This is a genomic window from Mycoplana dimorpha, assembly GCF_003046475.1.
In the GTDB taxonomy this organism is placed as follows: Bacteria; Pseudomonadota; Alphaproteobacteria; order Rhizobiales; family Rhizobiaceae; genus Mycoplana; species Mycoplana dimorpha.
Genome location: NZ_PZZZ01000003.1, coordinates 372,448 through 394,842, shown reverse-complemented (window position 1 = coordinate 394,842; position 22,395 = coordinate 372,448). Strand labels below are relative to the sequence as shown.

Annotated in this window: 23 protein-coding genes and 1 tRNA gene; 12 read left to right on the top strand and 12 right to left on the bottom strand. The window is 65.6% G+C overall.

Annotation, left to right across the window (positions count from 1 at the left end; translation table 11 throughout):
* The first annotated feature begins 31 nt into the window (after nt 1-31).
* Complete coding sequence (locus C7449_RS08730) at nt 32-919, top strand: NAD(P)-dependent oxidoreductase (RefSeq protein WP_170115835.1); 888 nt, start codon at nt 32-34, stop codon at nt 917-919.
* 18 nt (nt 920-937) lie between these two features.
* On the opposite strand, the gene C7449_RS08725 is transcribed toward C7449_RS08730, so the two are convergent.
* The 7 genes from C7449_RS08725 to C7449_RS08695 form a co-directional block, all read right to left on the bottom strand.
* Nucleotides 938-1,156: a hypothetical protein gene (locus C7449_RS08725; protein WP_108002396.1), complete on the bottom strand. Its 219-nt coding sequence runs from the start codon at nt 1,154-1,156 to the stop codon at nt 938-940.
* A gap of 152 nt (nt 1,157-1,308) precedes the next feature.
* Nucleotides 1,309-2,046 (bottom strand): ABC transporter ATP-binding protein, encoded by a 738-nt coding sequence (locus C7449_RS08720; protein ID WP_108002395.1) that lies wholly within the window; start codon nt 2,044-2,046, stop codon nt 1,309-1,311.
* Nucleotides 2,047-2,048: 2 nt separating this feature from the next.
* The gene (locus C7449_RS08715; protein ID WP_108002394.1) at nt 2,049-2,795 is read right to left on the bottom strand and encodes an ABC transporter ATP-binding protein; all 747 of its coding nucleotides are present in this window, start codon (nt 2,793-2,795) and stop codon (nt 2,049-2,051) included.
* On the bottom strand, nt 2,792-3,775 hold the full coding sequence (locus C7449_RS08710; protein WP_170115834.1) for a branched-chain amino acid ABC transporter permease: 984 nt from the start codon (nt 3,773-3,775) through the stop codon (nt 2,792-2,794). Before C7449_RS08710 ends, C7449_RS08715 begins: the two co-directional genes overlap by 4 nt.
* Nucleotides 3,772-4,650, bottom strand: coding sequence for a branched-chain amino acid ABC transporter permease (locus C7449_RS08705; RefSeq protein ID WP_108002393.1), 879 nt, complete (start codon nt 4,648-4,650; stop codon nt 3,772-3,774). Before C7449_RS08705 ends, C7449_RS08710 begins: the two co-directional genes overlap by 4 nt.
* 57 nt (nt 4,651-4,707) lie before the next feature.
* Nucleotides 4,708-5,844, bottom strand: coding sequence for an ABC transporter substrate-binding protein (locus C7449_RS08700; RefSeq protein ID WP_108002392.1), 1,137 nt, complete (start codon nt 5,842-5,844; stop codon nt 4,708-4,710).
* Between the two features lie 402 nt (nt 5,845-6,246).
* Nucleotides 6,247-6,321 (bottom strand) — tRNA-Gly (locus C7449_RS08695).
* 281 nt (nt 6,322-6,602) lie between these two features.
* Between C7449_RS08695 and C7449_RS08690 the strand changes: the two genes are divergently transcribed.
* From C7449_RS08690 to C7449_RS08675, 4 genes are all read left to right on the top strand, one after another.
* Complete coding sequence (locus C7449_RS08690; RefSeq protein ID WP_108002391.1) at nt 6,603-7,124, top strand: prolyl-tRNA synthetase associated domain-containing protein; 522 nt, start codon at nt 6,603-6,605, stop codon at nt 7,122-7,124.
* Between the two features lie 58 nt (nt 7,125-7,182).
* A complete protein-coding gene (trxA, locus tag C7449_RS08685; RefSeq protein WP_108002390.1) occupies nt 7,183-8,136 on the top strand; it encodes a thioredoxin in 954 nt (317 codons plus the stop codon).
* A gap of 119 nt (nt 8,137-8,255) precedes the next feature.
* Entirely contained in the window at nt 8,256-8,936 is a 681-nt protein-coding gene (locus C7449_RS08680) for an LON peptidase substrate-binding domain-containing protein (protein WP_108002389.1), read from the top strand.
* A gap of 9 nt (nt 8,937-8,945) precedes the next feature.
* Nucleotides 8,946-9,134, top strand: a complete 189-nt coding sequence (locus C7449_RS08675; RefSeq protein ID WP_108002388.1) for a Trm112 family protein — start codon at nt 8,946-8,948, stop codon at nt 9,132-9,134.
* A gap of 181 nt (nt 9,135-9,315) precedes the next feature.
* On the opposite strand, the gene C7449_RS08670 is transcribed toward C7449_RS08675, so the two are convergent.
* Nucleotides 9,316-10,533: a ubiquinone biosynthesis hydroxylase gene (locus tag C7449_RS08670; protein ID WP_108002387.1), complete on the bottom strand. Its 1,218-nt coding sequence runs from the start codon at nt 10,531-10,533 to the stop codon at nt 9,316-9,318.
* An 84-nt stretch (nt 10,534-10,617) separates the two neighbouring features.
* Here C7449_RS08670 and tesB point away from each other — a divergent pair, with 84 nt between their 5' ends.
* From tesB to C7449_RS08640, 6 genes are all read left to right on the top strand, one after another.
* A complete protein-coding gene (gene tesB / locus C7449_RS08665) occupies nt 10,618-11,502 on the top strand; it encodes an acyl-CoA thioesterase II (RefSeq protein ID WP_108002386.1) in 885 nt (294 codons plus the stop codon).
* A gap of 228 nt (nt 11,503-11,730) precedes the next feature.
* Nucleotides 11,731-12,069 (top strand): P-II family nitrogen regulator, encoded by a 339-nt coding sequence (locus C7449_RS08660; RefSeq protein ID WP_108002675.1) that lies wholly within the window; start codon nt 11,731-11,733, stop codon nt 12,067-12,069.
* Nucleotides 12,070-12,093: 24 nt separating this feature from the next.
* Nucleotides 12,094-13,455 carry an ammonium transporter gene (locus tag C7449_RS08655; protein WP_108002385.1) on the top strand — a complete coding sequence of 454 codons (1,362 nt, stop codon included), beginning with the start codon at nt 12,094-12,096 and terminating at the stop codon, nt 13,453-13,455.
* Between the two features lie 236 nt (nt 13,456-13,691).
* Nucleotides 13,692-16,325, top strand: coding sequence for an FtsK/SpoIIIE family DNA translocase (locus tag C7449_RS08650; RefSeq protein ID WP_108002384.1), 2,634 nt, complete (start codon nt 13,692-13,694; stop codon nt 16,323-16,325).
* Nucleotides 16,326-16,414: 89 nt separating this feature from the next.
* Nucleotides 16,415-17,080 carry an outer membrane lipoprotein carrier protein LolA gene (locus C7449_RS08645; protein ID WP_170115833.1) on the top strand — a complete coding sequence of 222 codons (666 nt, stop codon included), beginning with the start codon at nt 16,415-16,417 and terminating at the stop codon, nt 17,078-17,080.
* Nucleotides 17,081-17,203: 123 nt separating this feature from the next.
* Nucleotides 17,204-18,010, top strand: coding sequence for an exodeoxyribonuclease III (locus C7449_RS08640; RefSeq protein ID WP_108002383.1), 807 nt, complete (start codon nt 17,204-17,206; stop codon nt 18,008-18,010).
* A gap of 16 nt (nt 18,011-18,026) precedes the next feature.
* On the opposite strand, the gene C7449_RS08635 is transcribed toward C7449_RS08640, so the two are convergent.
* Together C7449_RS08635 and C7449_RS08630 are read right to left on the bottom strand one after the other, a co-directional pair.
* Complete coding sequence (locus C7449_RS08635) at nt 18,027-18,482, bottom strand: cyclic nucleotide-binding domain-containing protein (RefSeq protein ID WP_108002382.1); 456 nt, start codon at nt 18,480-18,482, stop codon at nt 18,027-18,029.
* Nucleotides 18,483-18,699: 217 nt separating this feature from the next.
* Nucleotides 18,700-19,383, bottom strand: coding sequence for a response regulator transcription factor (locus C7449_RS08630; RefSeq protein WP_108002381.1), 684 nt, complete (start codon nt 19,381-19,383; stop codon nt 18,700-18,702).
* A gap of 149 nt (nt 19,384-19,532) precedes the next feature.
* On the opposite strand from C7449_RS08630, the gene C7449_RS08625 reads away from it, so the two are divergent.
* The gene (locus C7449_RS08625; protein WP_108002380.1) at nt 19,533-20,081 is read left to right on the top strand and encodes a L,D-transpeptidase family protein; all 549 of its coding nucleotides are present in this window, start codon (nt 19,533-19,535) and stop codon (nt 20,079-20,081) included.
* Between the two features lie 54 nt (nt 20,082-20,135).
* Here the strand turns inward: C7449_RS08625 and C7449_RS08620 are convergent, their stop codons facing one another.
* Nucleotides 20,136-20,654, bottom strand: a complete 519-nt coding sequence (locus C7449_RS08620) for a SixA phosphatase family protein (protein WP_108002379.1) — start codon at nt 20,652-20,654, stop codon at nt 20,136-20,138.
* 125 nt (nt 20,655-20,779) lie between these two features.
* Complete coding sequence (gene leuC / locus C7449_RS08615; protein WP_108002378.1) at nt 20,780-22,189, bottom strand: 3-isopropylmalate dehydratase large subunit; 1,410 nt, start codon at nt 22,187-22,189, stop codon at nt 20,780-20,782.
* Nucleotides 22,190-22,395 lie beyond the last annotated feature (206 nt).

Genomic DNA, 22,395 nt, shown 5'->3' with positions numbered 1-22,395 from the left:
GCCGAACGAAATCGAAATCGGGAGAGCAAGAATGACAAAGACTGCAGTGGGTTTCATCGGCCTGGGCCTCATGGGGCAGGGCATGGCGGCGAACATACTTGCCAAGGGCCATCCGCTGGTCGGCATGGCGCATCGCAACCGCACGCCGCTGGAGGCACTGGTCGCCAAGGGAGCGAGCGAGGCGACGTCGCCACGGGAGATGGCCGAGCGCTGCGACGTGATCGTCCTCTGCGTCACCGGCTCGCCCGAGGTTCTTGCCGTCGTCGAGGGCGAGGGCGGCATCGCATCGGCCGGCCGGCCGCTGACGATCGTCGATTGCTCGACCTCCGACCCCTCCGTCACCACCGCGCTTGCCGCCCGGCTGGCGCAAAAGCAGATCACCCTGATCGACGCGCCGCTCGGCCGCACCCCGGCCGATGCGGCCGCCGGCACGCTCGACGTGATGGTCGGCGGCGCGGAGGCGGACGTCGCCAAGGTGCGCCCGATCCTCGACTGCTTCGCCGGCCGGGTCATCCATACCGGCCCGACCGGCACCGGCCACACCATGAAGCTGCTCAACAACTTCCTGTCGATGGGCTATGCCGCCCTCTATGCGGAGGCGCTGATGCTCGGCCGCAAGGCGGGTCTGACGCCCGAGACCTTCGACAGCGTCATCCGCGGCGGCCGCATGGATTGCGGCTTCTACCAGACCTTCTTCCGCTGGGTGCTGGAGCGCGACCCGAACGCCCACAAGTTCGCGATGCGCAACGGCTTCAAGGACATGAGCTATCTGTCCGCCTTCGCCAATGCGGCAGGTGCGGCCAATCCGATGGGGGCGGCGGTCCGCAACGCCTTCGCGCTAGCCGTCGGCGCCGGTCGCGGCGAGGACTACGTGCCGATGCTGTCGGACTTCGTCGCCGAGGCGAACGGGCTGAAATAGGGCGCGGGCCCCGCGGCGTCACTTCAGCCGTTCGAACGTCCATTTGACGACATACTTGCCGCTGCGCTTCAGCTTCGCCTTGGTCTGCAGGCGCACGGCCCCGCCGAGCGCGATCTCGGCCTGCGCAAACGCGTGGCGCGCCTCGGCGACGGCGCGATGATAGGCGCTGTTGTCGCGCTTCGGGGTTTCGGCGATCTCCTTGAGAAGGGCGGCCGTATCCAGCTTGTCGTTCGCCATGATCCGTTTCCCTTCTCCGCGACGGGCAGATTGCCCCTCCCCTGCATGTTGCAGGATTAGCGCCTCGAACAGCGCAGGTCCATGTCGATCAGCGGCGGCGGACGATGCGCCCACTTCGCCCTTTGTCGGTTCGGATCCCCTAGCCGGTTCAGCTAGCTTTCCGCTTCGGCAGCGTCCCCCCCGACGTGACCGCCCAGGAAAAGTTGTCCGACCCGCGGGTCGGCAAGCAGCTTGCCGGCCTCGTCGTGCATGCGCGTCTGCCCGAGTTCCAGCACCAAGCCGTAGTCGGAGATCGCCAGCGCCGACCTGGCGTTCTGCTCCACCATCAGGATGGTGACGCCCTTATCGCGCAGCCGGACGAGCGTCCTGAAGACCTCCTGCACGAGATTGGGCGACAGGCCGATCGACGGCTCGTCGATCAGGATCAGCTTCGGATCGAGCAGCAGCGCGCGCGCCACTTCGAGCTGCTTCTGCTGCCCGCCCGAAAGTTCGATGGCCTTGCGGTCGCGGAACTGCCGCAGCATCGGGAACTGGTCCATCACCGTCTCGATGCGCTGGCGCACCTTCGCCTGGTCGGTCGCGGTGATGCCGCCGAGCTCCAGGTTGTGGTACACGGACAGCTGCGGCACCACGTTGCGCCCCTGCGGCACGTAGGTGACGCCATGGCCGATCATCTGCCGCGGCGTGTTTCGCGTCACGTCCTTGCCGTCGAGCAGCACCTGCCCCGAGTGGATGTTGAGGAGGCCGAAGATCGCCTTGAAGACGGTGGACTTGCCGGCGCCGTTCGGTCCGATCACGGTGGTGATGGACCCCTTCGGAATCGAAAACGACACGCCGTTCAGGATCGTGATCTTGCCGTAGCCGCCGTGGATGTTCTTCAGTTCAAGCATGGTCAGCCCCCCAGATAGGCGTCGATGACGGCCTGGTTGGCGCGGATTTCGTCCGGCGTGCCTTCCGCGATGATGCTGCCTTCCGAAAGCACGATGATGCGGGTGCAGAGGCTCATGACGAACTCCATGTTGTGCTCGATCACCACGAAGGTCGTGCCGTGCTCGGCATTGTAGGCGGTCAGCCGCTCCTTCAGACCCGCGAGCATGGTGAGGTTCACGCCCCCCGCCGGCTCGTCGAGCAGCACGAGGCTCGGCCCCGCCATGAAGGCCATCGCCGCATCGACCAGCTTCTGCTGGCCGTAGGACAGCGAACCGGCGAGTGTGTCGCGCAGATGGCTCAGGCGGAAGAAGGCGATCAGCTTCTCGGCCTCCGCGGTCAGCCCGGCGTCGCCCGGGCCGAAGAGCCGCGACAGCATGCTGCCGTGGTGTTCCTGGCCGGCAAGGATGATGTTGTCGAGCACCGACATCTTCGGGAACACCGACAGCTGCTGGAAGGTCCGGCCGACGCCGAGCCTGTTGAGGTCGGAGGCGCGCATCCCGGAGACATTCCTGCCGTTGACCGAAACGTCGCCGCCATCCGGCGGCAGCTGACCGAGGATGCAGTTGAAGAGCGTCGACTTGCCCGAGCCGTTCGGGCCGATCAGGCCGAGGATTTCACCCTTGTGCACGTCGAACGAGACACCGTTCACGGCCCGGATGCCGCCAAAGCTCTTCTCGATGTTGCGGACTGAAAGGACTGGCATGCTCATTTCAGGCCCGCTCCCTCTTTCAGGTCAGCCCGGATTTCGTGCCTGGGCCAGAATTTTTCATGCAACCGGCCCCACACGCCGATCAATCCGGAGGGCACGAACACCAGCATCACGATGACCAGCGCCGAGTAGATGATGAGGTAGTACCCCTCGGCGAAACGCAGCACCTCCGGCAGGAGGATGACGACGGCAGCCCCCAGGAACGGGCCGAAGAAATAGCCGGAGCCGCCAACCACGACCATCAGCAGAATGCGAAGGGAATGGGCCACCCCGAACGATCCCGGTTCGATGAACTGCACGAGCGGCGCAACCAGGGCACCTGCCAGTCCGCCGTAGGCGGAGCCGATCGCGAAGGCGAGCAGGGTGATGCGGCGGGTATCGACGCCGAGGCTCTCGGCGCGGATGGGGTTTTCGCGCAGCGCCTTGAAGGCGCGCCCCCAGGGCGAGCGAACGATCCCCCACATCGCCAGCGCGGCAAGCACGGTCACGCCAAGCGTGAAGTAGTAGAAATGCAGCTGCTTCATCGTCGAGAACAGGCCGAAGTCCGGCCGCGGCATGCCGACCAGCCCATAGGAGCCGCCGGTCAGCCAGTCCTCGTTGCGCAGCACCAGGAACACGAGCGTGTTGAAGGCGAGCGTGACGAAGGCCAGGAAGTGCCCCTTCACCCGCAGCGCCGGGTAGCCGAGCAGCAGCCCGACCACGAAGCAGGCAAGAAGGGCCAGCGGCATCGCCAGAATCCAGTGCCAGCCGGCGAGCGTCAGCAGCGACGTCACATAGGCCCCGATCGCCATGAACGCCGCCTGGGCCAGCGAGATCTGGCCCGCATATCCGAGCGTCAGGTTCAGCCCCATGGCCGCGATGGCGAAGACCAGCCAGGACGTCAGCACATAGATGATGTAGTTGCCCTGACCGATCGGCGCTGCGATCGCCAGAGCGACCAGACCCAGGATCGAGAGGGTGCGCATGCGGACGTTCATCATACCGCCCTGCCTTCCTTGGTGCCGAGGAGGCCCTGCGGCCTGACGAGGATGATGACGATCAGAAGCACGAGCGGCAGTGCCGCACGATACTCAGCGGTGACATAAGCTGCGGTGAGATTGTCGAGAACGCCGATCAAGAGACCGCCGGCGAGCGCGCCGCGGATCTGGTTGAAGCCGCCGACAATCGCGGCGATGAAGGCGATCAGGCCGAGCGTTTCGCCGTTCGAGAACTTTGCCAGGTAGACCGGCGTGATCAGGAACGAGGCAAGGGCTGCCAGCGCCGCATTGATCAGGAAGGTGTAGAGGATCATGCGCTTGACGTTGACGCCGAGGATCTCGGCGACCGCCGGGTTCTGCGCGGTGGCCTGCATGCAGCGGCCGGTGCGCGTCCTGTTGAGGAACAGCGTGAGCGCCACCACGACGGCAAGCGAGAAGGCGAGATTGAGGATGTCTTGCATCGACAGAACGGCGCCGAAGACATCGATCGGGTCATTCGGAAAGATCGACGGGAACGGCTGCGCCTCGGCGGAGTAGAACTCCTTGACGCTTTCCTTGAGCAGGATGCCGAGCGCCATCGTGGCGATGATCAGCGTGATGCCGCCATGCGGCAGGATCGGCTCGGCGACCAGCTTCTTGAACAACAGCCCGAGCACCACGACGGAAACGGCGAGGCCGAACAGCAACGCAGTCCCGAACGACAGGCCGAACAGGCTCATGCCGGCCAGCACGAAGAAGGCCGGCAACATGACGAACTCACCCTGGGCGAAGTTCACGGTCTGGGCGGCCTGCCAGACGAGGGTAAAGCCGATCGCGACAAGCGCGTAGATGGAGCCGGTGGCCAGACCGGATAGAACAACCTGTGAGAACTGGGACATCGCGTCTCTTCCGATGGCCGCGGCGAGTATCGTCGCCGCGGCAAGACAAAGGGTGGATCAGTCCGCGGCAATCGTCCCGATGACGGTCGGCGCGCCATCCTTGACCTGAACCATGAAGCTCGGGCGCGACATCTCGCCGCGATCGTCCCAGCAGGTGTCGAGCAGGATCTTCGGATAGTCTGCCGCCTTCAGGCAGAGGCCTTGCATCTTCGCGGAGAATGCCTCGCCGTCGAACTCGCCGACCATCTCGGTGACGTACTTGGTCGTCCAGGCGCCGACATAGCCCTTGATCGCGTCATGGGTCGGCTTGCGCTTGAAGGTCTCCTCGAACTTCGTGCTGAAAGCCGCGATGCCGGGCACCTCGGTCGCCGTCGCGGTGACGCCGACATGCGCGATGGCGCCTTCCGCGGCAGCCCCGGCCAGTTCGATCACCTTCGCCTCGGTGAGGGTGACTTCGCCGACGAGCGGCATGGCAAGGCCCTGCTTCTTCGCCTCGATCAAAAAGCGCGCCGATTCTTCCTGGTTCATGTAGACGAACACCGCCTCGGGATTGGCGTCCTTCAGCTTGGCGACGTCGGACGCATAGTCCGTCTGGGCCTGTTCGGAGGCGACGTCGACGATCACCTCGATGCCGGCCTTCTTCATTTCCTCCACGAAGACATCATGGCCGCCCTTGCCGAACTCGTTGTTCAGCCAGGCGACGCCCACCTTCTTCGCCTTCAGCGTGTCAGTGAAATACTTGGTCAGGGCCGGAACGCCCTTCTGCGCGCCGGACGAGGTGCGGTAGACGAAGGGATTGCCCTTCTCCACTATGCTGGGCGCCTCCGAGCCGACGAACTGCGGGATGCTGTTCTGCTGGGCGACCAGCATGTTGACCATGGTCGAGCCGGAATAGATCGTGCCGAGGATCGCAAAGGCGCCGTCATCGATCGCCTTCTGGACCATGGCGCGCGAAACCTGCGGATCGGTCTGGGTATCGTACTCGCCGACCTCGACCTTCTTTCCGAGAATGCCGCCCTCGGCGTTGATTTCCTCGGCGGCGATCTTGATGCCGTCCCGCCAGTTGATGCCGGCCGGCGCGCCCGGCCCGGAAAGTTCGGCAACCATGCCGAGCTTGACGGTTTCCTCAGCCTGCGCCACGCCGACTGCCGCCAGCATTGCCATCGAAATTGCGAGCATGTGTTTGCGGTACATTAAGTCCTCCCTGCGCTGCTCAACCCTCTGCAACCCCGGTCTCCGACGGAGTCGCCCAAGCTTTTGAATTTATGAGGAGAGAAAGTCAAACCCGCATTGTCGTCCGGGCCCTCGCCGCTGTGGGCACCCGGGCAGGGTAGCGATGATCCTTGATGTTCAGCGTCAAAGTGCTCGGGGGTGATCTGATCAGCAATGAGGCACGCTGTACGTGTCGGCCATGTCCGCGCGGAGGGGAGCCTTCAGTCCTTGACCGCCTCGTGGCAACCCTGCGCTACGCAAAGAGCGGAGCAGTTGCTGACGGCAGCCGGCATCGGCACGCCGCAACAGCATAGCCGCGCTTTCAGTCGCGCCGAAAAACACAAAAGCCCCGGCGGACCGAGGCTTGCGACGTCTTGGAAATAATGGAGCGGGTGAAGCGATTCGAACGCTCGACCCCAACCTTGGCAAGGTTGTGCTCTACCCCTGAGCTACACCCGCTCATCGTCGACGGCCTGGGGTAGTCGGTGGCCGAAGGTCGCTGCGTTGCGGCGACGGGCGGTATATGGCCTAAGCCTTTTTCAAATGCAACAGGGAAATGACGCGTTTTTTCAGAAATTTTTGGCCGGGCGGTGGAAAGGCCCGAAACTGACGGGATGGCGCAGCGCGGCCGCGGCGTGTCGCTGGTTGCCTCGCAGGGCGTTCAGGCTTAAGCAACGCTGCGAGAAAGAACGGCGGGCGGCGCCGGACCGCCGGACGAAGCAAGCAATCGGGAACCAGACATGGACATGCAGCGGGACGCCCAGCAGCCGAAGACCGACACGGATCTCTTCGCCTTCCTCGACAGCCTTGGCATCGCACACACGACGAAGGAGCACGCGCCGGTGTTCACCGTTGCCGAATCGGTGGCGCTTCGCGACGAGATCCCCGGCGGCCACACCAAGAACCTGTTTGTGAAGGACAAGAAGGACAACTACTTCCTGCTGACGGTCGAGGAGAACGCCACCGTCGACCTGAAGACGGTTCATGGCATCATCGGTGCCGCCGGCCGCGTTTCCTTCGGAAAGCCGGAAAAGCTGATGGAATATCTCGGCGTCATCCCGGGTGCCGTGACCGCCTTCGGCGCCATCAACGACACCGGCCTGAACGTCAAGGTGATCATCGACGAGGACCTGATGGGCTACGAGGTCATCAACGCCCATCCGCTGCGCAACGATGCAACCACCTCGATCGCCTCAAACGACCTTTTGCGCTTCATCGCGGCGACCGGGCACGAACCGCTTGTCTTGAAAGTGACCGCCTGACATACGATCTTCTGGCGAAATCGATTGAGATCGGACGACGGTCCGGCGGGAGAAGATGATGAGCGACAATCCCTATGCGTCGTCATTCGGCGGGCAGATGAACGCCTCTGTGAATTTTGGCGGCGCGCCGGAAGCCGACCTGATCAAGGACACGACCACGGCTAATTTTGCCAAGGACGTGCTCGAGGCCTCGCGCCAGCAGCCGGTCCTCGTCGACTTCTGGGCGCCCTGGTGCGGCCCGTGCAAGCAGCTGACGCCGGTCATCGAGAAGGTGGTGAAGGAAGCCGCCGGCCGGGTGAAGCTGGTCAAGATGAACATCGACGACCATCCCTCGATCGCCGGCCAGCTCGGCATCCAGTCGATTCCCGCCGTGATCGCCTTCGTCGGCGGCCGGCCGGCCGACGGCTTCATGGGCGCCCTGCCCGAAAGCCAGGTGCGCGCCTTCATCGACAAGATCGCCGGCCCGGCCGGGGCCGACCAGAAGGCCGAGATCGAGGCCGTTCTCGGCGAGGCGAAGACGCTGCTTGACCAGAATGACGTCGCCGGTGCCGCCGACCTCTTCGGCGCCATCCTGCAGGCCGACCCGGAGAATGCCGCAGCACTCGCCGGCATGGCGCAGTGCATGATTGCCGCCGGCCAGCACGACAACGCAAGGCAGGCACTTGCCGCCGCCACCGAAGAAATGGCGAAGGATCCCGCCATCGCCGCCGTGCTCAAGCAGCTCGACCAGATCGAGGAGGCGCGCAAGCTCGGCGACCCGCAGGCGCTGGAGCAGGTGCTGGCAAGGGACCCGGACGACCATGCCGCCCGTCTGAAGCTTGCCAAGATCCGCAACGTCGAAGGTGACCGCCAGGCGGCCGCCGAGCACCTGCTGACGATCATGAAGCGCGACCGCTCCTACGAGGACGATGCCGCCCGGCGCGAACTGCTGCAGTTCTTCGAGGTCTGGGGGCCGAAGGATCCGGCCACGATCGCCGCCCGTCGCAGGATGTCGTCGATCCTGTTCTCCTGATCGATGTTTCCTGATCGCCGGCCGGCACATCTTGAGAATTTCGCCGCCGGCCCCATTTCAGGAGCATCGCGGCGACTTCCATTGGGCTGGAGGTCGCGACGCCACGAAAAGGCAATGACATGCACGTCGGCAATGCGCGCTATCTGAAAGCGGAAGACCTTCCGGCGATGATTCCGGTGTTTCCGCTGACCGGCGCGCTTTTGTTGCCGGGCGGGCAGTTGCCGCTCAACATCTTCGAGCCACGCTATCTTTCGATGTTCGACGATGCTCTTGCGGGCAGCCGCCTGATCGGCATGGTGCAGCCGGTATTCGGCGACCATGTCGAATCCGATCCGTCATCGGAGGCGCCGGCACTCTGCCAGGTCGGCTGCATCGGCCGCATCACCTCCTTCGCCGAGACCGGCGACGGGCGCTACATCACCTCCCTCACCGGCGTCTGCCGCTACCGGCTGATCAGCGAGGTGCGCACCTCCAAGGCCTATCGCTGCTTCAAGATCGCCCCCTTCGTCAGCGATCTCTCCGGCACCGACGACGAGCGGGGCGTCGACCGCGAGGCGCTACTGTCCGCCTTCCGGGCCTATCTCGACGCCAACAAGCTGGAGGCCGATTGGGACAGCGTCGAGCGCGCCAGCAACACGACGCTGGTCAACTCCATGTCGATGATGTCACCCTACGGCCCGGCCGAGAAGCAGGCGCTGCTCGAGGCCCCCGACCTGAAGACCCGCGCCGAGACGCTGATCGCCATCACCGAGATCGTGCTGGCGCGCACCTTCGGCGACGTCGACACGCGCCTGCAATAGGGACTGCAAATGGACAACAAGACCAACAGGGTCGATCCGAAGCTCCTGGAGCTGCTGGTCTGCCCCCTGACCAAGGGGCGGCTGAGCTGGAACGCTGAAGCCGGCGAACTGGTCTCCGAGCGGGCGAAGCTCGCCTATCCGGTCCGTGACGGCATTCCGATCATGCTGGTGTCCGAGGCCCGGGAACTGAAGGACTGACGCCAGCGGCCGGCCGCCCGCAAGGGCGAGGACGCTGCTCGCCAATGGCTGCTGACTGGCAACTCAGCCCGGGAGCATGTGACGGAAGTTCGCTACGACGACGTCTTCAAGTCCGCGACAGCAAGGTGATCCGCGGATTCCGGTTGGAAGAATCGTCGACTAGCCGACCGAACGGAAAAGCTCAGATCGGCTGGCCCATCAGGAGCCGCGGCTGGTTGTGCCCGGAGAGCCCTTCGGCCTGGCGGATGAAGTAGGATTTCAGCCCCGGCAGCCGATCGACGATGCCGAGCCCGACGTCGCGCAGCACCCGGATCGGCGTCACGTCGTTGGAGAACAGCCGGGTCAGCACGTCCGTCGTCACCCCCATGCGGAAGGTATCGAAGCGCCGCCACGTCTCGTAGCGCTCGAGGACCGCCAGCGAGCCGATGTCCTGGCCGAGGCGGTCGGCCTCGACGATGGTCTCTGCCAGCGCGGCGACGTCCTTGAAGCCGAGATTGAGCCCCTGCCCCGAGATCGGGTGGATCCCGTGCGCGGCATCCCCGGCCAGCGCGAAGCGCGGCGCCACGAAGGCGCGCGCCAAGGTCAGGCCGAGCGGGAATGCCCTGCGGCCGCCGACCACCTTCAGCGCCCCCAGCTTGTGGCCGAACCGGCGCTCCAGTTCCTCCTCGAACAACAGGTCGTCGCTCGCGATCAGCCGCTCGGCGTCCTCCGTCCGCTCGGTCCAGACCAGCGAGGAGCGGTTGCCGGTCATCGGCAACGTCGCAAAAGGGCCGGCTGGCAGAAAATGTTCTTCCGCCGTGCCCTCGTGCGGACGCTCGTGCTCGACCATGGTGACGATGCCGGACTGGCCGTACTCCCAGCGGACGGTCTTGATGCCGGCGATGTCGCGCAGCTTCGAGCGCACGCCGTCGCAGGCGACGAGAAGGCGGGCGTTGACCGTTTCGCCGCTGGAAAGGCGCACTTCGGTCGCATGCGGGCCGGTGGTAAAATCCACCGCCGAGGTCGCCCAATGGATCGGTACGCCGAGCCGCTCGGCCGCGGAAAGCAGGCTGCCGGTGACGGCGCGGTTCGGAACCATGTGGGCAAAGGGTGCGTCATCGGCCGTGCCGGCGCCCTCGAAGGTCAGGAACACCGGGCGAACCGGGTCCGAGGTACGCGAATCGGTGATGACCATTCGACGGATCGGCTCGGCTTCCGGCGCGATCTGTTCCCAGACGCCGAGCACCTGGAGCAGATTGGTCGCCGCTGCGACGAGAGCGGAGGCCCGCTCGTCGCGCTGCCAGGCGGTCGCGGGCGCCCCGTCGACGAGTTCGACCTGGAGATGCGGCGCGGCGTGCTTCAGCGCCACGGCCAGCGACAATCCGACATAGCCGCCGCCCGCCACGAGAATGTCGATCATCCGCGCCTCTCCTGCCTTTGAGCAATCCCGAGCGGTCTATATAGAGGACGAAGGTAAAGTTTCCTACCGTGGGGAGAAGCCCAAATGTCGCGCCCGACCGAAAACCGATCCCCAATGGGCGAACTGCTGTCGACGCTGGACCTCGAGCCGCTCGAGGTAAACCTTTTCCGCGGGCGAAGCCCGCAGGTGGGCTGGCAGCGGGTGTTCGGCGGCCAGGTGATCGCCCAGGCGCTCGTGGCGGCGGGTCGCACCGTCGAGGCCGGTCGCCATATCCACTCGCTCCATGCCTATTTCGTCCGTCCCGGCGATCCTGCCGTGCCGATCCTCTACGACGTGGAGCGCATCCGCGACGGGGGCTCGTTCACCACCCGGCGCGTCAAGGCGGTCCAGCACGGCGAGGCGATCTTCTTCATGACCGCGTCCTTCCATGCCGACGAGCCCGGCTTCGACCACCAGGTCTCCATGCCCGACGTGCCGCCGCCGGAGGACCTGGTGCTCGAGAGCGGGATGCGGGAACGTTTCCTCGCCAAGGCGCCGCAGAATGTCCGCGACTATTGGGAACGGCCGCGGCCGATCGAGCTCCGGCCGGTGGAACTGACTCAATACCTCGCCCCCGAGAAGCTGTCGCCGTCCCAGAACGTCTGGGTGCGCGCCACCGGTCCGGTTCCGGACGACCCCATTGTCCAGGCGGCCGTTCTCGGCTATCTCTCCGACATGACGCTGCTGAACACTGCCCTCTTCGCCCACGGGACCTCCGTGTTCGACCGGGCCCTGCAGATCGCCAGCCTCGACCACGCCATGTGGTTCCACCGGCCTTTCGCCATGGACGACTGGCTGCTCTACGCGCAGGACAGCCCCTCGACCTCCGGCGCCCGCGGCCTGACGCGCGGCAGCCTGTTCAGCCGGTCGGGCGCGCTGGTGGCCTCCGTAGCGCAGGAGGGCCTGATCCGCCGGAAAGCATCTGGTTAATTTTTGCGCACATTCTAATCCATGCTTATTTTTTAGCCCGAATACGCTTTTGCCGGCTCGGAATCCGGCCGCCCGCTTCAGTGAAGAAGCAATCTTTTCAACACGTTAAATAGATCCCTCGAATCTGGCACGCCCCTTGAATGTGTAAGGCTGGCGGCTGGCGCGCGCTGACCGCGGCAGCTCCGGCAACGGCCTCGGCCGTGGATGAACATGAAGGATGGGAACCAGATGAAAATCGTGATGGCCATTATCAAGCCGTTCAAGCTCGATGAGGTGCGTGAAGCCCTCACGGCAGTGGGTATCCAGGGCCTGACAGTGAGCGAAGTGAAGGGCTACGGGCGCCAGAAGGGGCACACGGAGATCTACCGCGGCACCGAATATGCGGTGAGCTTCCTGCCCAAGCTCAAGATCGAGATCGCCGTGTCCACCGAGCTCGTCGAAAGGGCCGTGGAGGCGATCACATCCGCCGCCCGCACCGGCCAGATCGGGGACGGCAAGATCTTCGTCTACTCGATCGACCATGCGGTGCGCATCCGCACCGGCGAAACCGATTCCGAAGCGCTGTAAGAACGCTGATCAGGAGCACTTTCCATGTCGTCGCATAATCTTTCCACGATACTTTCCCGCGCAGGCGCCTTTTCCGTGGCCCTTCTCGCTCCCGTCATGGCCCTCGCGCAGGAGGCAGCACCCGCGGCCGCCCAGGCTGCCGCCGCCGCACCGGTCCCCGACAAGGCCGACACGGCCTTCATGTTCATTGCAACGCTGCTCGTCTTCTTCATGCTGATTCCCGGCCTCGCGCTGTTCTATGGCGGCCTGGTGCGCGCCAAGAACATGCTGTCGGTCCTGATGCAGTGCACGGTGATCGGCGCGATGATGATGCTCGTCTGGGTCGCCTATGGCTATTCCTTCACCTTCGGCGGCTCGACCAGCCCCTATTTCGGCGGCTTCGCCAAGCTGTTCCTGTGGGGCGTCTCGGTCGACAGCACGGCAGCGACCTTCACCGACGGCGTCGTCATTCCGGAATACCTGTTCATGCTGTTCCAGATGACGTTTGCGGCGCTAACGCCGGCCCTGATCGTCGGCGCCTTCGCCGAGCGCATCCGGTTCTCCGCCGTCATTCTCTTCACGCTGCTCTGGGCTACCTTCGTCTATTTCCCGATCGCCCACATGGTCTGGGACGACAACGGCCTGATCTTCAAGATGGGCGCGCTCGATTTCGCCGGCGGCACCGTCGTGCACATCAATGCCGGCGTGGCGGGCCTGATCGGCGCGATCCTGGTCGGCAAGCGCACCGGCTACGGCAAGGACATGATGGCACCGCACTCGATGACGCTGACGCTCGTCGGCGCCGCCATGCTGTGGTTCGGCTGGTTCGGCTTCAACGCCGGCTCCAATCTCGAGGCCTCCGGCGGCGCGGTGCTTGCAACCGTCAACACCTTCGTCGCCACCGCCGCGGCGATCCTCGCCTGGTCGCTCGTCGAGACCTTCGCCCGCGGCAAGGCATCGCTGCTGGGCGCGGCTTCGGGCATGGTCGCCGGCCTCGTCGTCGTCACCCCGGCGGCGGGCTCCGTCGGGCCGATGGGCGCCATCGTGCTCGGCCTGCTCGTTTCGCCGATCTGCTACGTCTTCATCGCCGTGGTGAAGAACAAGTTCGGCTACGACGACACCGCCGACGTGTTCGGCGTGCACGGCGTCGGCGGCTTCGTCGGGGCGCTCGGCACCGGCATCTTCACCGCCCCCTGGCTCGGCGGCACCGGCGGCGAGGATTTCTCGATCGCCTCGCAGTTCGCGATTCAGCTGACCGCGGTGGCAATCACCATCGCCTGGTGCGGCATCGTCTCGGCCATCCTCTACAAGGTGGTGGACCTGGCAGTCGGGCTGCGTGTCTCCGTCGAAGCCGAGCGCGAAGGCCTCGACCTCTCCGCCCACGGTGAAGCCGCCTATCACGCGTGACCGACGGCTCGGCCGCCGCCAACCGGGGCGGCCATATGTTGCGTCGGCGCACATGGCCCGGGCCCATGGTCCGGGCTTTTTCCGTCTCTGCCCCCCTAAATGTTGGAAGAGGCGCCGTGTTCGCGCCATGGTTAACATGCCTTTAAGGCTTGCCCCGTTAGGGTCGCAAATCATCCATGTTCCCGGGCCCGGCGGAACGACCTTTTCCGGGCGGATCGCGCGACAGGCTTAGACATATGGCGAGAAGCACATCGGCAATGCTGGATAACCGTCCCGAGCGGTTCGTTCTGTCCGCCTTCCTATGGCGGCAGTTCCGAGCCCTTGTGGGTTTCGGACTGTTTCTGGCGCTGGCCCTGGCCGTCGCCGCCCTTTCCACCTGGAACGTCGCCGACCCGAGCTTCTCCTACGCCTCCGGCAGCGAGCCGACCAATGCGCTCGGCTATGGCGGCGCGGCCTTCGCCGACATCTTCATGCAGTTCTTCGGCCTCGCCAGCGTCGTCGCCCTCTTGCCGGTCGTCGCCTGGGCGCTGGCGCTTATCCGGAACAAGCCCGTCTTGCGCATACTGAAGCGCGCCGGCGCCTGGTTCGCCGGCGCCGTGCTCGGCTCCGCCGCGCTCAGCTGCATCCCCGCACCCGTCACCTGGCCGCTGCCGAACGGGCTTGGCGGCGTGTTCGGCGACATGATCCTGCGCTTTCCGGCCCTGTTCACCGGCGCCTATCCGACCGGCACGCTGGCAAGCGTGCTGGGCGCGCTGCTGGCCCTGCCGTCGGCCTGGATGCTCGTCTTCAGTGCCGGCCTGATCGGCAACGATCCGGCCGACGAGAGCGAGCTTCCCGCTCCCGCTCCGGTCGAGCGGACGCGCACGGTCCGCGACGCGGAGGAGGAAGACGAGGCCGAAGGCCCGCTGATGCTTGTCGCCGGCGCCATCACCCACGCCTGGTATACGGGCCAGGCGCGGCTGCGGCGGCTGTTCGGCCTTTCCGGACGAAAGGCCCACTCGCGCGCCGTCGAGCAGCCTTACGATTTCAACGACGACGAGTTCGGCACCCTCAACGAGCCGACCCGCGCCAAGGCCGCGCCGCGGCTTGCCGAGCGCGTCGAGCCGTCGCTGGAGGGCGGCGCCCGCCGCACCGTCTCGCCGCCGCCGATGGTGGACTTCGGGGACGATGACGACGAATTGCCGCGCCCCGCCGGCATCCTGCCGGACGACGAAGGCGACGACTGGGCGTCGGGCACAGCGCCGGCCGGCCCTGCCGGTCTGCGGTCGCGCATCGCCGCGGCCGCCCCGAAGCCAAAATCCGGGCAGCGCATCGAACGCGAAGCCCAGACCTCGTTCATGTCGCCGGGCGGCTTCCAGCTTCCCTCCCTGCACCTGCTCGCCGAGCCGCGCAACGTCACCCGCGACGCCTCGCTCTCGGCCGACGCGCTGGAGCAGAACGCCCGCATGCTCGAGGGCGTGCTGGAGGACTTCGGCGTCAAGGGCGAGATCATCCACGTCCGCCCCGGCCCGGTGGTCACCCTGTACGAACTGGAGCCGGCGCCCGGCATCAAGTCGTCGCGCGTCATCGGACTTGCCGACGACATCGCCCGCTCGATGAGCGCGATCGCCGCCCGCGTCGCGGTGGTTCCCGGCCGCAATGCCATCGGCATCGAACTGCCCAACCAGAGCCGCGAGACCGTCTACCTGCGCGAACTGCTCGCTAGCCGCGACTTCGAGACCAGCAAGGCGAAGCTCGCCATGGCGCTCGGCAAGACGATCGGCGGCGAGCCGGTCATCTCCGACATCGCCAAGATGCCGCACCTGCTCGTCGCCGGCACCACCGGCTCGGGCAAATCGGTGGCGATCAACACGATGATCCTGTCGATCCTCTATCGCCTGAAGCCGGAACAGTGCCGGCTGATCATGATCGATCCGAAGATGCTGGAGCTGTCTGTCTATGACGGCATCCCGCACCTGCTCTCCCCGGTGGTCACCGACCCGAAGAAGGCCGTGGTGGCGCTCAAGTGGACGGTGCGGGAGATGGAGGAGCGCTACAAGAAGATGTCGAAGATCGGCGTGCGCAACATCGACGGCTTCAACAGCCGCGTCGAGCAGGCGCTTGCCAAGGGCGAGGCCATCACCCGCACCGTCCAGACCGGCTTCGACCGCCAGACCGGCGAGGCGATCTACGAAACGGAAGAATTCGACCTGCAGCCGATGCCCTATATCGTCGTCATCATCGACGAGATGGCCGACCTGATGATGGTCGCCGGCAAGGACATCGAAGGCGCCGTGCAGCGCCTGGCGCAGATGGCACGTGCCGCCGGCATCCACGTCATCATGGCGACGCAGCGCCCGTCTGTCGACGTCATCACCGGCACGATCAAGGCGAACTTCCCGACCCGCATCTCCTTCCAGGTCACCTCGAAGATCGACAGCCGCACCATCCTCGGCGAGCAGGGCGCCGAGCAGCTGCTCGGCATGGGCGACATGCTCTACATGGCCGGTGGCGGCCGCATCCAGCGCGTCCACGGCCCGTTCGTCTCCGACGGCGAGGTCGAGGCTGTCGTCGCGCACCTGAAGACCCAGGGCGCACCCCAATACCTCGATGCCATCACCGAGGACGACGACGAGGACATGGACGGCGGCGGCCCGGCCGGCACCTCGAACCTCGAGGATTCGGACGATCCCTACGACCAGGCTGTGGCCGTGGTGCTACGCGACGGCAAGGCCTCCACCTCCTATATCCAGCGCCGCCTCGGCATCGGCTACAATCGCGCCGCCTCGCTGATCGAGCGGATGGAGCAGGAGGGCATCATCAGCCCGGCCAATCATGCCGGCAAGCGCGAGATCCTGGTCCCGACCGAGGACGAGATCACGAGCCGGTGACGAGCAGGCGACCGGGCTCCGCCGGCCAACGGATCGCCCGCCCGCGGCTGCGCCTTGATGACGCCGCACTTGGCGCACATGAAAACTGCATGAAGGAGACGACGATGCGCAACAACGAGACGACGACCCCCAGCGGCCCGGCCATCACGCGGCGCTGTTTCGTCGGCATCGCGGCGCTGCTGCTGGCAGCCGGCCCCTCGCTGCTGGCTGCGTCGCCGGCTGCGGCCCAGGCCTCGTCGACAGCCCAGCGGATCGCCGATCACTTCTCCTCGGTGAAGACGATGATGGGCGAGTTCGTGCAGTTCGGCCCGCGCGGCGAGCAGACCGGCGGAAAGTTCTACATCAGCCGCCCCGGCAAGATCCGCTTCAACTACGAGGATCCCTCGCCGATGCGGGTCATCTCCGACGGCAGCACGGTGGTCATCGGCAATCGCAAGATGAAGACCTGGGACGTCTATCCGCTCTCCAAGACGCCGCTCAAGCTGCTTCTCGGCAACAGGATCGATCTGCAGTCCAACATGGTCCGCGGGGTCAAGGAAGAAGATGACCTGATCACCATCGTGCTCGGCGACCGCAACATGTTCGGCACTTCGACCATCACGATGATGTTCGACCCGAAGACGTACGATCTGCGCCAGTGGACGATCCGCGACGCCCAGGGCAAGGATACCTCGGTGATGATCTTCAACGTCAAGACCGGCGTGCAGCTCGACCCCAAGGTCTTCGCCATCCCCTACAGCGAAATTCGCCGCTAGCTGCGGCAGCATGCCTTCAGGCCGAAACGCCGCAGCGGTTTTGCCGCAGCGGCTGTTTTCTTCTGTGCAAGACGCGTCTAAGTAGCTGGCAAAGTGGACGCTGGGCATACGAGGACACGATATATGGCACTTTCGATCGCAACCTGGAACATCAACTCCGTCCGGCTGCGAATCGGCCTCGTCGAACATTTTTTGAAGACCCATGCGCCCGACATCCTGTGCCTGCAGGAGACGAAGTGCCCGAACGACCAGTTCCCGTCGAAGCCGCTGAAGGCGCTCGGCTACGAGCACATCGTCATGCACGGCCAGAAGGGCTATCACGGCGTCGCGACCATCTCGCGCGTTCCGCTGACCGAGCTCGTGGAACGGCGCGACTATTGCGGCGTCGGCGACGCGCGGCATCTCTCCGTCGTCTTCCGGCACGGCGCGAAGTCGATCCGTCTGCACAATTTCTACGTCCCGGCCGGCGGCGACGAGCCGGACCGGACGATCAACCCGAAATTCGGGCACAAGCTGGATTTCATCGAGGAGATGAAGCTGCTGCATGCCGAGGCCGAAGCCGGCATCTCCTCCATCCTCGTCGGCGACCTCAACATCGCGCCGCTGGAGCATGACGTCTGGTCGCACAAGCAGCTGCTCAAGATCGTCAGCCATACGCCCGTCGAGGTCGACGGGTTGACCGAGGTGATGACGAAGGGCGCCTGGGTGGACCTGATGCGGCGCAAGATCCCCGCCGACCAGAAGCTCTATACCTGGTGGAGCTACCGCGCCCAGGACTGGAACGCCGCCGATCGCGGCCGCCGCCTCGACCACATCTGGTCGTCGGCCGACCTCGAGGCGCATCTCTCCGAGATCACGGTCCTGCGCGAGGCGCGCGGCTGGGAGCGCCCGTCCGACCACGTCCCGGTGATCGCGACCTTCGATCTCTAGGAGCCGGAAACGCCGCTCAGGCGAAACGGCCGCTCATGCCGCTTGCGCCGCTGATCATCGCCTCGAGGTTGGCCCGGATCCGCCCGTGCACCATCACCGCAACCTCGGGATATTCCTCCAGCATGCGGCGGAACAGGGCGCGATTGATACGGATGACCTCGCCGTCCTCGGTGGCGGTCGCCGTGAACTTGCGCTCTACGACGGAGATCATCGCCAGCTCGGACAGGAGCGTGCCGGGTCCGGCCGTGCCGTCGTCGCGGACCGAGCCGTCGCGCGCCGTCGAATAGAGGCGGAAGCTGCCGGACGCCACGACGAAGCCGCAGTCGGCCGAGGTTCCCTCGCGAAACAGCGTCTGCCCCTCGATGATCCGCCGGCGCTCCGCGCCGAACGCCATCAGCCGCAGCTTGTCCTCCGACAGGCCGGAAAACAGCGGAACCTGCGCAAAGAGCTTGATGTCGTCACTGAGGGCCAAGCGGCGTCTCCGGCATGCGGGGCCGAGCAGGGCAACGCTCGGCATACTGTCGAGCGATTCCAATAGCCGACAAAGCCGGCCGCCGTCCAGCGGCAGCAGGCCCGGTATGGCGAAGCATCATGATTGCCGAGAACCTGGCGCGTTCCCCGTCGTGGCGTGCCGGAGCTTCGCTCCGGCCTTCCAGGCCCTTCCCTTCCGGGGAGCAGAAAACCGAGGTTCAGGGAACGATCTTGTAGCCGCCGTTCTCGGTGACCAGAATCTCGGCGTTCGACGGATCGCGTTCGATCTTCTGGCGCAGCCGGTAGACGTGGGTCTCGAGCGTGTGGGTGGTGACGCCGGAATTGTAGCCCCAGACCTCTTCCAGCAGCACGTCGCGCGTCACGACCTTCTGGTCGGCGCGATAGAGGTAGCGGATGATCGCCGCCTCCTTTTCGGTCAGGCGGATCTTCTGGCCGTTGTCCATCGTCAGGAGCTTCTGGCCGGGCTTGAACGTATAGGGACCGACGGTGAAGGTGGCGTCCTCGCTGCTCTCATGCTGGCGCAGCTGCGCGCGGATGCGGGCGAGCAGCACGGCGAAGCGGAACGGCTTGGTGACGTAGTCGTTGGCGCCGGCCTCAAGGCCCAGGATCGTGTCGGAATCGGTGTCGTGGCCGGTCAGCATGATGATCGGCGCCTTGAAGCCGCCCTTGCGGAGCAGTTTCACCGCCTCGCGCCCGTCCATGTCCGGCAGGCCAACGTCCATGATCAGCAGGTCGACCTGGCCCGCCCGCACCGCCTGGATGCCCTTGGCCGCGGTCGTCTCCTGCATGATCGTGAATTCCTCATACAGCGCAAGCTGCTCGATCAGCGTCTCGCGCAGGTCGTCGTCGTCATCGACTATGAGGATGGTTCGCGATGTCATCTGTTTCCTTCCGGCATATGGGGTTGAACCTAAGCGAAATTGCACTTTTGACAACCCCGCACAGGCTATATGCAGGCATGTAGCCTAGCGGTTCCCGCCTCGGGGCCCGAGGGCAAGGCAGACGGCATCAGCATCTGTGGACTCCGGGCATGAGACGGGTAAGAAAGACAGCATCAGAAAAACACGGCACAATCGTGGTCCGGCGCGCCCCTGCGAAAAAGAGCCGCGCCATTCTGCAATACGGCCCCGTGCGGCTTCCGGCGGCAATCGGCCGTAGCGGCACGACCCCGTTCAAGCGCGAGGGCGACGGCGCGACGCCGATCGCGCCGATGCGGCTGCTGCACGGCTTCATTCGCGGTGACCGGTTGCGGGGAGTTGCCACCCCCCTGCCGCTCCGGCGCACCCGTGCCGACATGCTCTGGTGCGACGCGCCCGACCACCCCTCCTACAACCGCCTCGTGCGGGCGCCGTTCCTGGCCAGCCACGAGGAGATGCGGCGCGCGGACGGGCTCTACGACGTCTGCCTCGTGCTCGACTGGAACATCACCTCACGACGCAGAAACCGCGGCTCGGCGATCTTCTTTCACCTGATCCGGCCCGCCTTCGAGCCGACCGCCGGCTGCGTCGCGATCACCGCGCGCGACATGATGCGGCTGTTGCCGGTGCTGCGGCGGGGCACGATGCTGCGCGTCGTCTGAAGCCGATCCGCAGCGCCGGCGCCAGTTTCGCGGCGGTGCCCGCCACATCCGCCATCAGGCGAGGGATTTCGGCGTGACGAAACGTTCCAGCGTGCCGGATCCGGCATGCAGATCGGACCACAGATCGAGCGAGAGATCGAATACCGCCAGCCCCGCTGTCGGGAATTTGGCGCCAAGCCGGTGGATGGCATCGGCATCGCCGGCCCCGACGAGCGCCAGACCGAACTGCTGCAGCCCGGGATTATGGCCGACCAGCATCAGGCCGCGCACGGCCGCGTCCGTATCCCGCACCACCTCCAGCAGCCGGTTCGGGGGCGCCTCGTAGAGCGCCGCGATGTCACGCCGATCGATGCCCTTTGGCAGGCTGGGCGCGATGAGATTCCAGGTGTCCTGCGTCCGGCGAGCGGTCGAGACCAGGACCAGGTCGGGCACCAGGCGCTCCTTCGCCATGTAGGCGCCGATCACAGGCGCCGCCTTCTGCCCGCGCGGCGCCAGCGGCCGCTTCTGATCGGCAACACCGTCCGGCCAGGCGGATTTCGCATGGCGTAGCAGGAAAAGGCGGCGACTGGTCATCGTTGTTCCTCCCGGCCAAGACAATACGACCATCATGCGGCACAATTGCAAGGGGCCGTTCCTCGCGGACGGCCCCTTGTCTATTCACATCGCCGATGCTTGCAGCCGTGCCGGCTGCGTCCGGCTTACTTGAACTCGCGGATATCGACGAAGTGGCCGGCCACCGCCGCCGCCGCAGCCATCGCCGGCGAGACAAGGTGGGTGCGGCCCTTGAAGCCCTGCCGGCCCTCGAAGTTGCGGTTCGAGGTCGAGGCGCAGCGCTCGCCCGGCTTCAGCCGGTCATCGTTCATCGCAAGGCACATCGAACAGCCGGGCTCGCGCCAGTCGAAGCCGGCTTCCTTGAAGATCTTGTCGAGCCCCTCGGCCTCCGCCTGTTCCTTCACGAGGCCCGAGCCGGGCACGATCATGGCGCTGACGGTCGAGGCCACCTTCTTGCCCTCGACGACCTTGGCGACTTCGCGCAGGTCCTCGATGCGGCCGTTGGTGCACGAACCGATGAAGACGCGGTCGATGGCGATGTCGGTGATCTTGGTCCCCGGCTTCAGGCCCATGTAGTCGAGCGCGCGCCACTTGGAAGCCCGCTTCGTCTCGTCGGCGATGTCGTCCGGGTTCGGCACGACGCCCTGCACCGAGACGACGTCCTCCGGCGAGGAGCCCCAGGAGACGATCGGCGGCAGGTTGGCGGCGTCGAGCACGACGACGCGGTCATAGTGGGCGCCCTCGTCGGTGTGCAGCGTCTTCCAGTATTCGAGCGCCATGTCCCAGGCCTTGCCCTTGGGCGCGCGCGGCTTGTCCTTCACATAGGCGAAGGTCGTCTCGTCGGGCGCGATCAGGCCGGCGCGGGCGCCACCCTCGATCGTCATGTTGCAGACCGTCATGCGGCCTTCCATCGACAGCGAGCGGATCGCTTCGCCGGCAAACTCGATGACATAGCCGGTGCCGCCGGCTGTGCCGATCTCGCCGATGACGGCAAGGATGATGTCCTTGGCGGTGACATGCGGCGGCAGCTGGCCGTCGACGCGCACCAGCATGTTCTTCGCTTTCTTCTGGATCAGCGTCTGGGTGGCGAGCACGTGCTCGACCTCGGAGGTGCCGATGCCGTGCGCCAGGGCGCCGAAAGCGCCGTGCGTGGAGGTGTGGCTGTCGCCGCAGACGATGGTCATGCCCGGCAGGGTGAAGCCCTGCTCGGGACCGACGATGTGGACGATGCCCTGGCGGATGTCGTTCTCCGAATAGTATTCGACGCCGAAGTCGGCGGCGTTCCTGGCGAGCGCCTCGACCTGGATGCGGCTTTCCTCGTTCTTGATGCCGTTCTTGCGGTCCGGCGAGGTCGGCACGTTGTGGTCGACGACGGCGAGCGTCTTCTCCGGATGACGGACCTTTCGGCCGGCCATGCGCAGGCCCTCGAAGGCCTGCGGACTCGTCACCTCATGGACCAGGTGACGGTCAATGTAGAGAAGACAGGTGCCGTCTTCCTGCGTGCTGACGACGTGGTCGTCCCAGATCTTGTCGTAGAGGGTACGCGGTGCGCTCATGGCAATTCAATCCGTTGATGCGAAGGAAATGGAAGTGAAAGCGGCCGCAGCCGCGGGGATCCGTAATGGATCAGGCCAGGCGGCTCGTGAGCGCCCCGCATACACGCGCGAAAAAGCGTACCGGCAGGCGCTTATGGTCCTGCAGTACGAAGATGCGCGCACCAGTGCATGCGAACTTGGTTTCCATGGGCCTGCACATATCAATT

Coding starts and splice junctions, on each gene's coding strand:
- C7449_RS08730 (WP_170115835.1), top strand. CDS start 32: ATGACAAAGACTGCAGTGGGTTTCATCGGCCTGGGCCTCATGGGGCAG.
- C7449_RS08725 (WP_108002396.1), bottom strand. CDS start 1,156: ATGGCGAACGACAAGCTGGATACGGCCGCCCTTCTCAAGGAGATCGCC.
- C7449_RS08720 (WP_108002395.1), bottom strand. CDS start 2,046: ATGCTTGAACTGAAGAACATCCACGGCGGCTACGGCAAGATCACGATC.
- C7449_RS08715 (WP_108002394.1), bottom strand. CDS start 2,795: ATGAGCATGCCAGTCCTTTCAGTCCGCAACATCGAGAAGAGCTTTGGC.
- C7449_RS08710 (WP_170115834.1), bottom strand. CDS start 3,775: ATGATGAACGTCCGCATGCGCACCCTCTCGATCCTGGGTCTGGTCGCT.
- C7449_RS08705 (WP_108002393.1), bottom strand. CDS start 4,650: ATGTCCCAGTTCTCACAGGTTGTTCTATCCGGTCTGGCCACCGGCTCC.
- C7449_RS08700 (WP_108002392.1), bottom strand. CDS start 5,844: ATGTACCGCAAACACATGCTCGCAATTTCGATGGCAATGCTGGCGGCA.
- C7449_RS08690 (WP_108002391.1), top strand. CDS start 6,603: ATGGACATGCAGCGGGACGCCCAGCAGCCGAAGACCGACACGGATCTC.
- trxA (WP_108002390.1), top strand. CDS start 7,183: ATGAGCGACAATCCCTATGCGTCGTCATTCGGCGGGCAGATGAACGCC.
- C7449_RS08680 (WP_108002389.1), top strand. CDS start 8,256: ATGCACGTCGGCAATGCGCGCTATCTGAAAGCGGAAGACCTTCCGGCG.
- C7449_RS08675 (WP_108002388.1), top strand. CDS start 8,946: ATGGACAACAAGACCAACAGGGTCGATCCGAAGCTCCTGGAGCTGCTG.
- C7449_RS08670 (WP_108002387.1), bottom strand. CDS start 10,533: ATGATCGACATTCTCGTGGCGGGCGGCGGCTATGTCGGATTGTCGCTG.
- tesB (WP_108002386.1), top strand. CDS start 10,618: ATGTCGCGCCCGACCGAAAACCGATCCCCAATGGGCGAACTGCTGTCG.
- C7449_RS08660 (WP_108002675.1), top strand. CDS start 11,731: ATGAAAATCGTGATGGCCATTATCAAGCCGTTCAAGCTCGATGAGGTG.
- C7449_RS08655 (WP_108002385.1), top strand. CDS start 12,094: ATGTCGTCGCATAATCTTTCCACGATACTTTCCCGCGCAGGCGCCTTT.
- C7449_RS08650 (WP_108002384.1), top strand. CDS start 13,692: ATGGCGAGAAGCACATCGGCAATGCTGGATAACCGTCCCGAGCGGTTC.
- C7449_RS08645 (WP_170115833.1), top strand. CDS start 16,415: ATGAAGGAGACGACGATGCGCAACAACGAGACGACGACCCCCAGCGGC.
- C7449_RS08640 (WP_108002383.1), top strand. CDS start 17,204: ATGGCACTTTCGATCGCAACCTGGAACATCAACTCCGTCCGGCTGCGA.
- C7449_RS08630 (WP_108002381.1), bottom strand. CDS start 19,383: ATGACATCGCGAACCATCCTCATAGTCGATGACGACGACGACCTGCGC.
- C7449_RS08625 (WP_108002380.1), top strand. CDS start 19,533: ATGAGACGGGTAAGAAAGACAGCATCAGAAAAACACGGCACAATCGTG.
- C7449_RS08620 (WP_108002379.1), bottom strand. CDS start 20,654: ATGACCAGTCGCCGCCTTTTCCTGCTACGCCATGCGAAATCCGCCTGG.
- leuC (WP_108002378.1), bottom strand. CDS start 22,189: ATGAGCGCACCGCGTACCCTCTACGACAAGATCTGGGACGACCACGTC.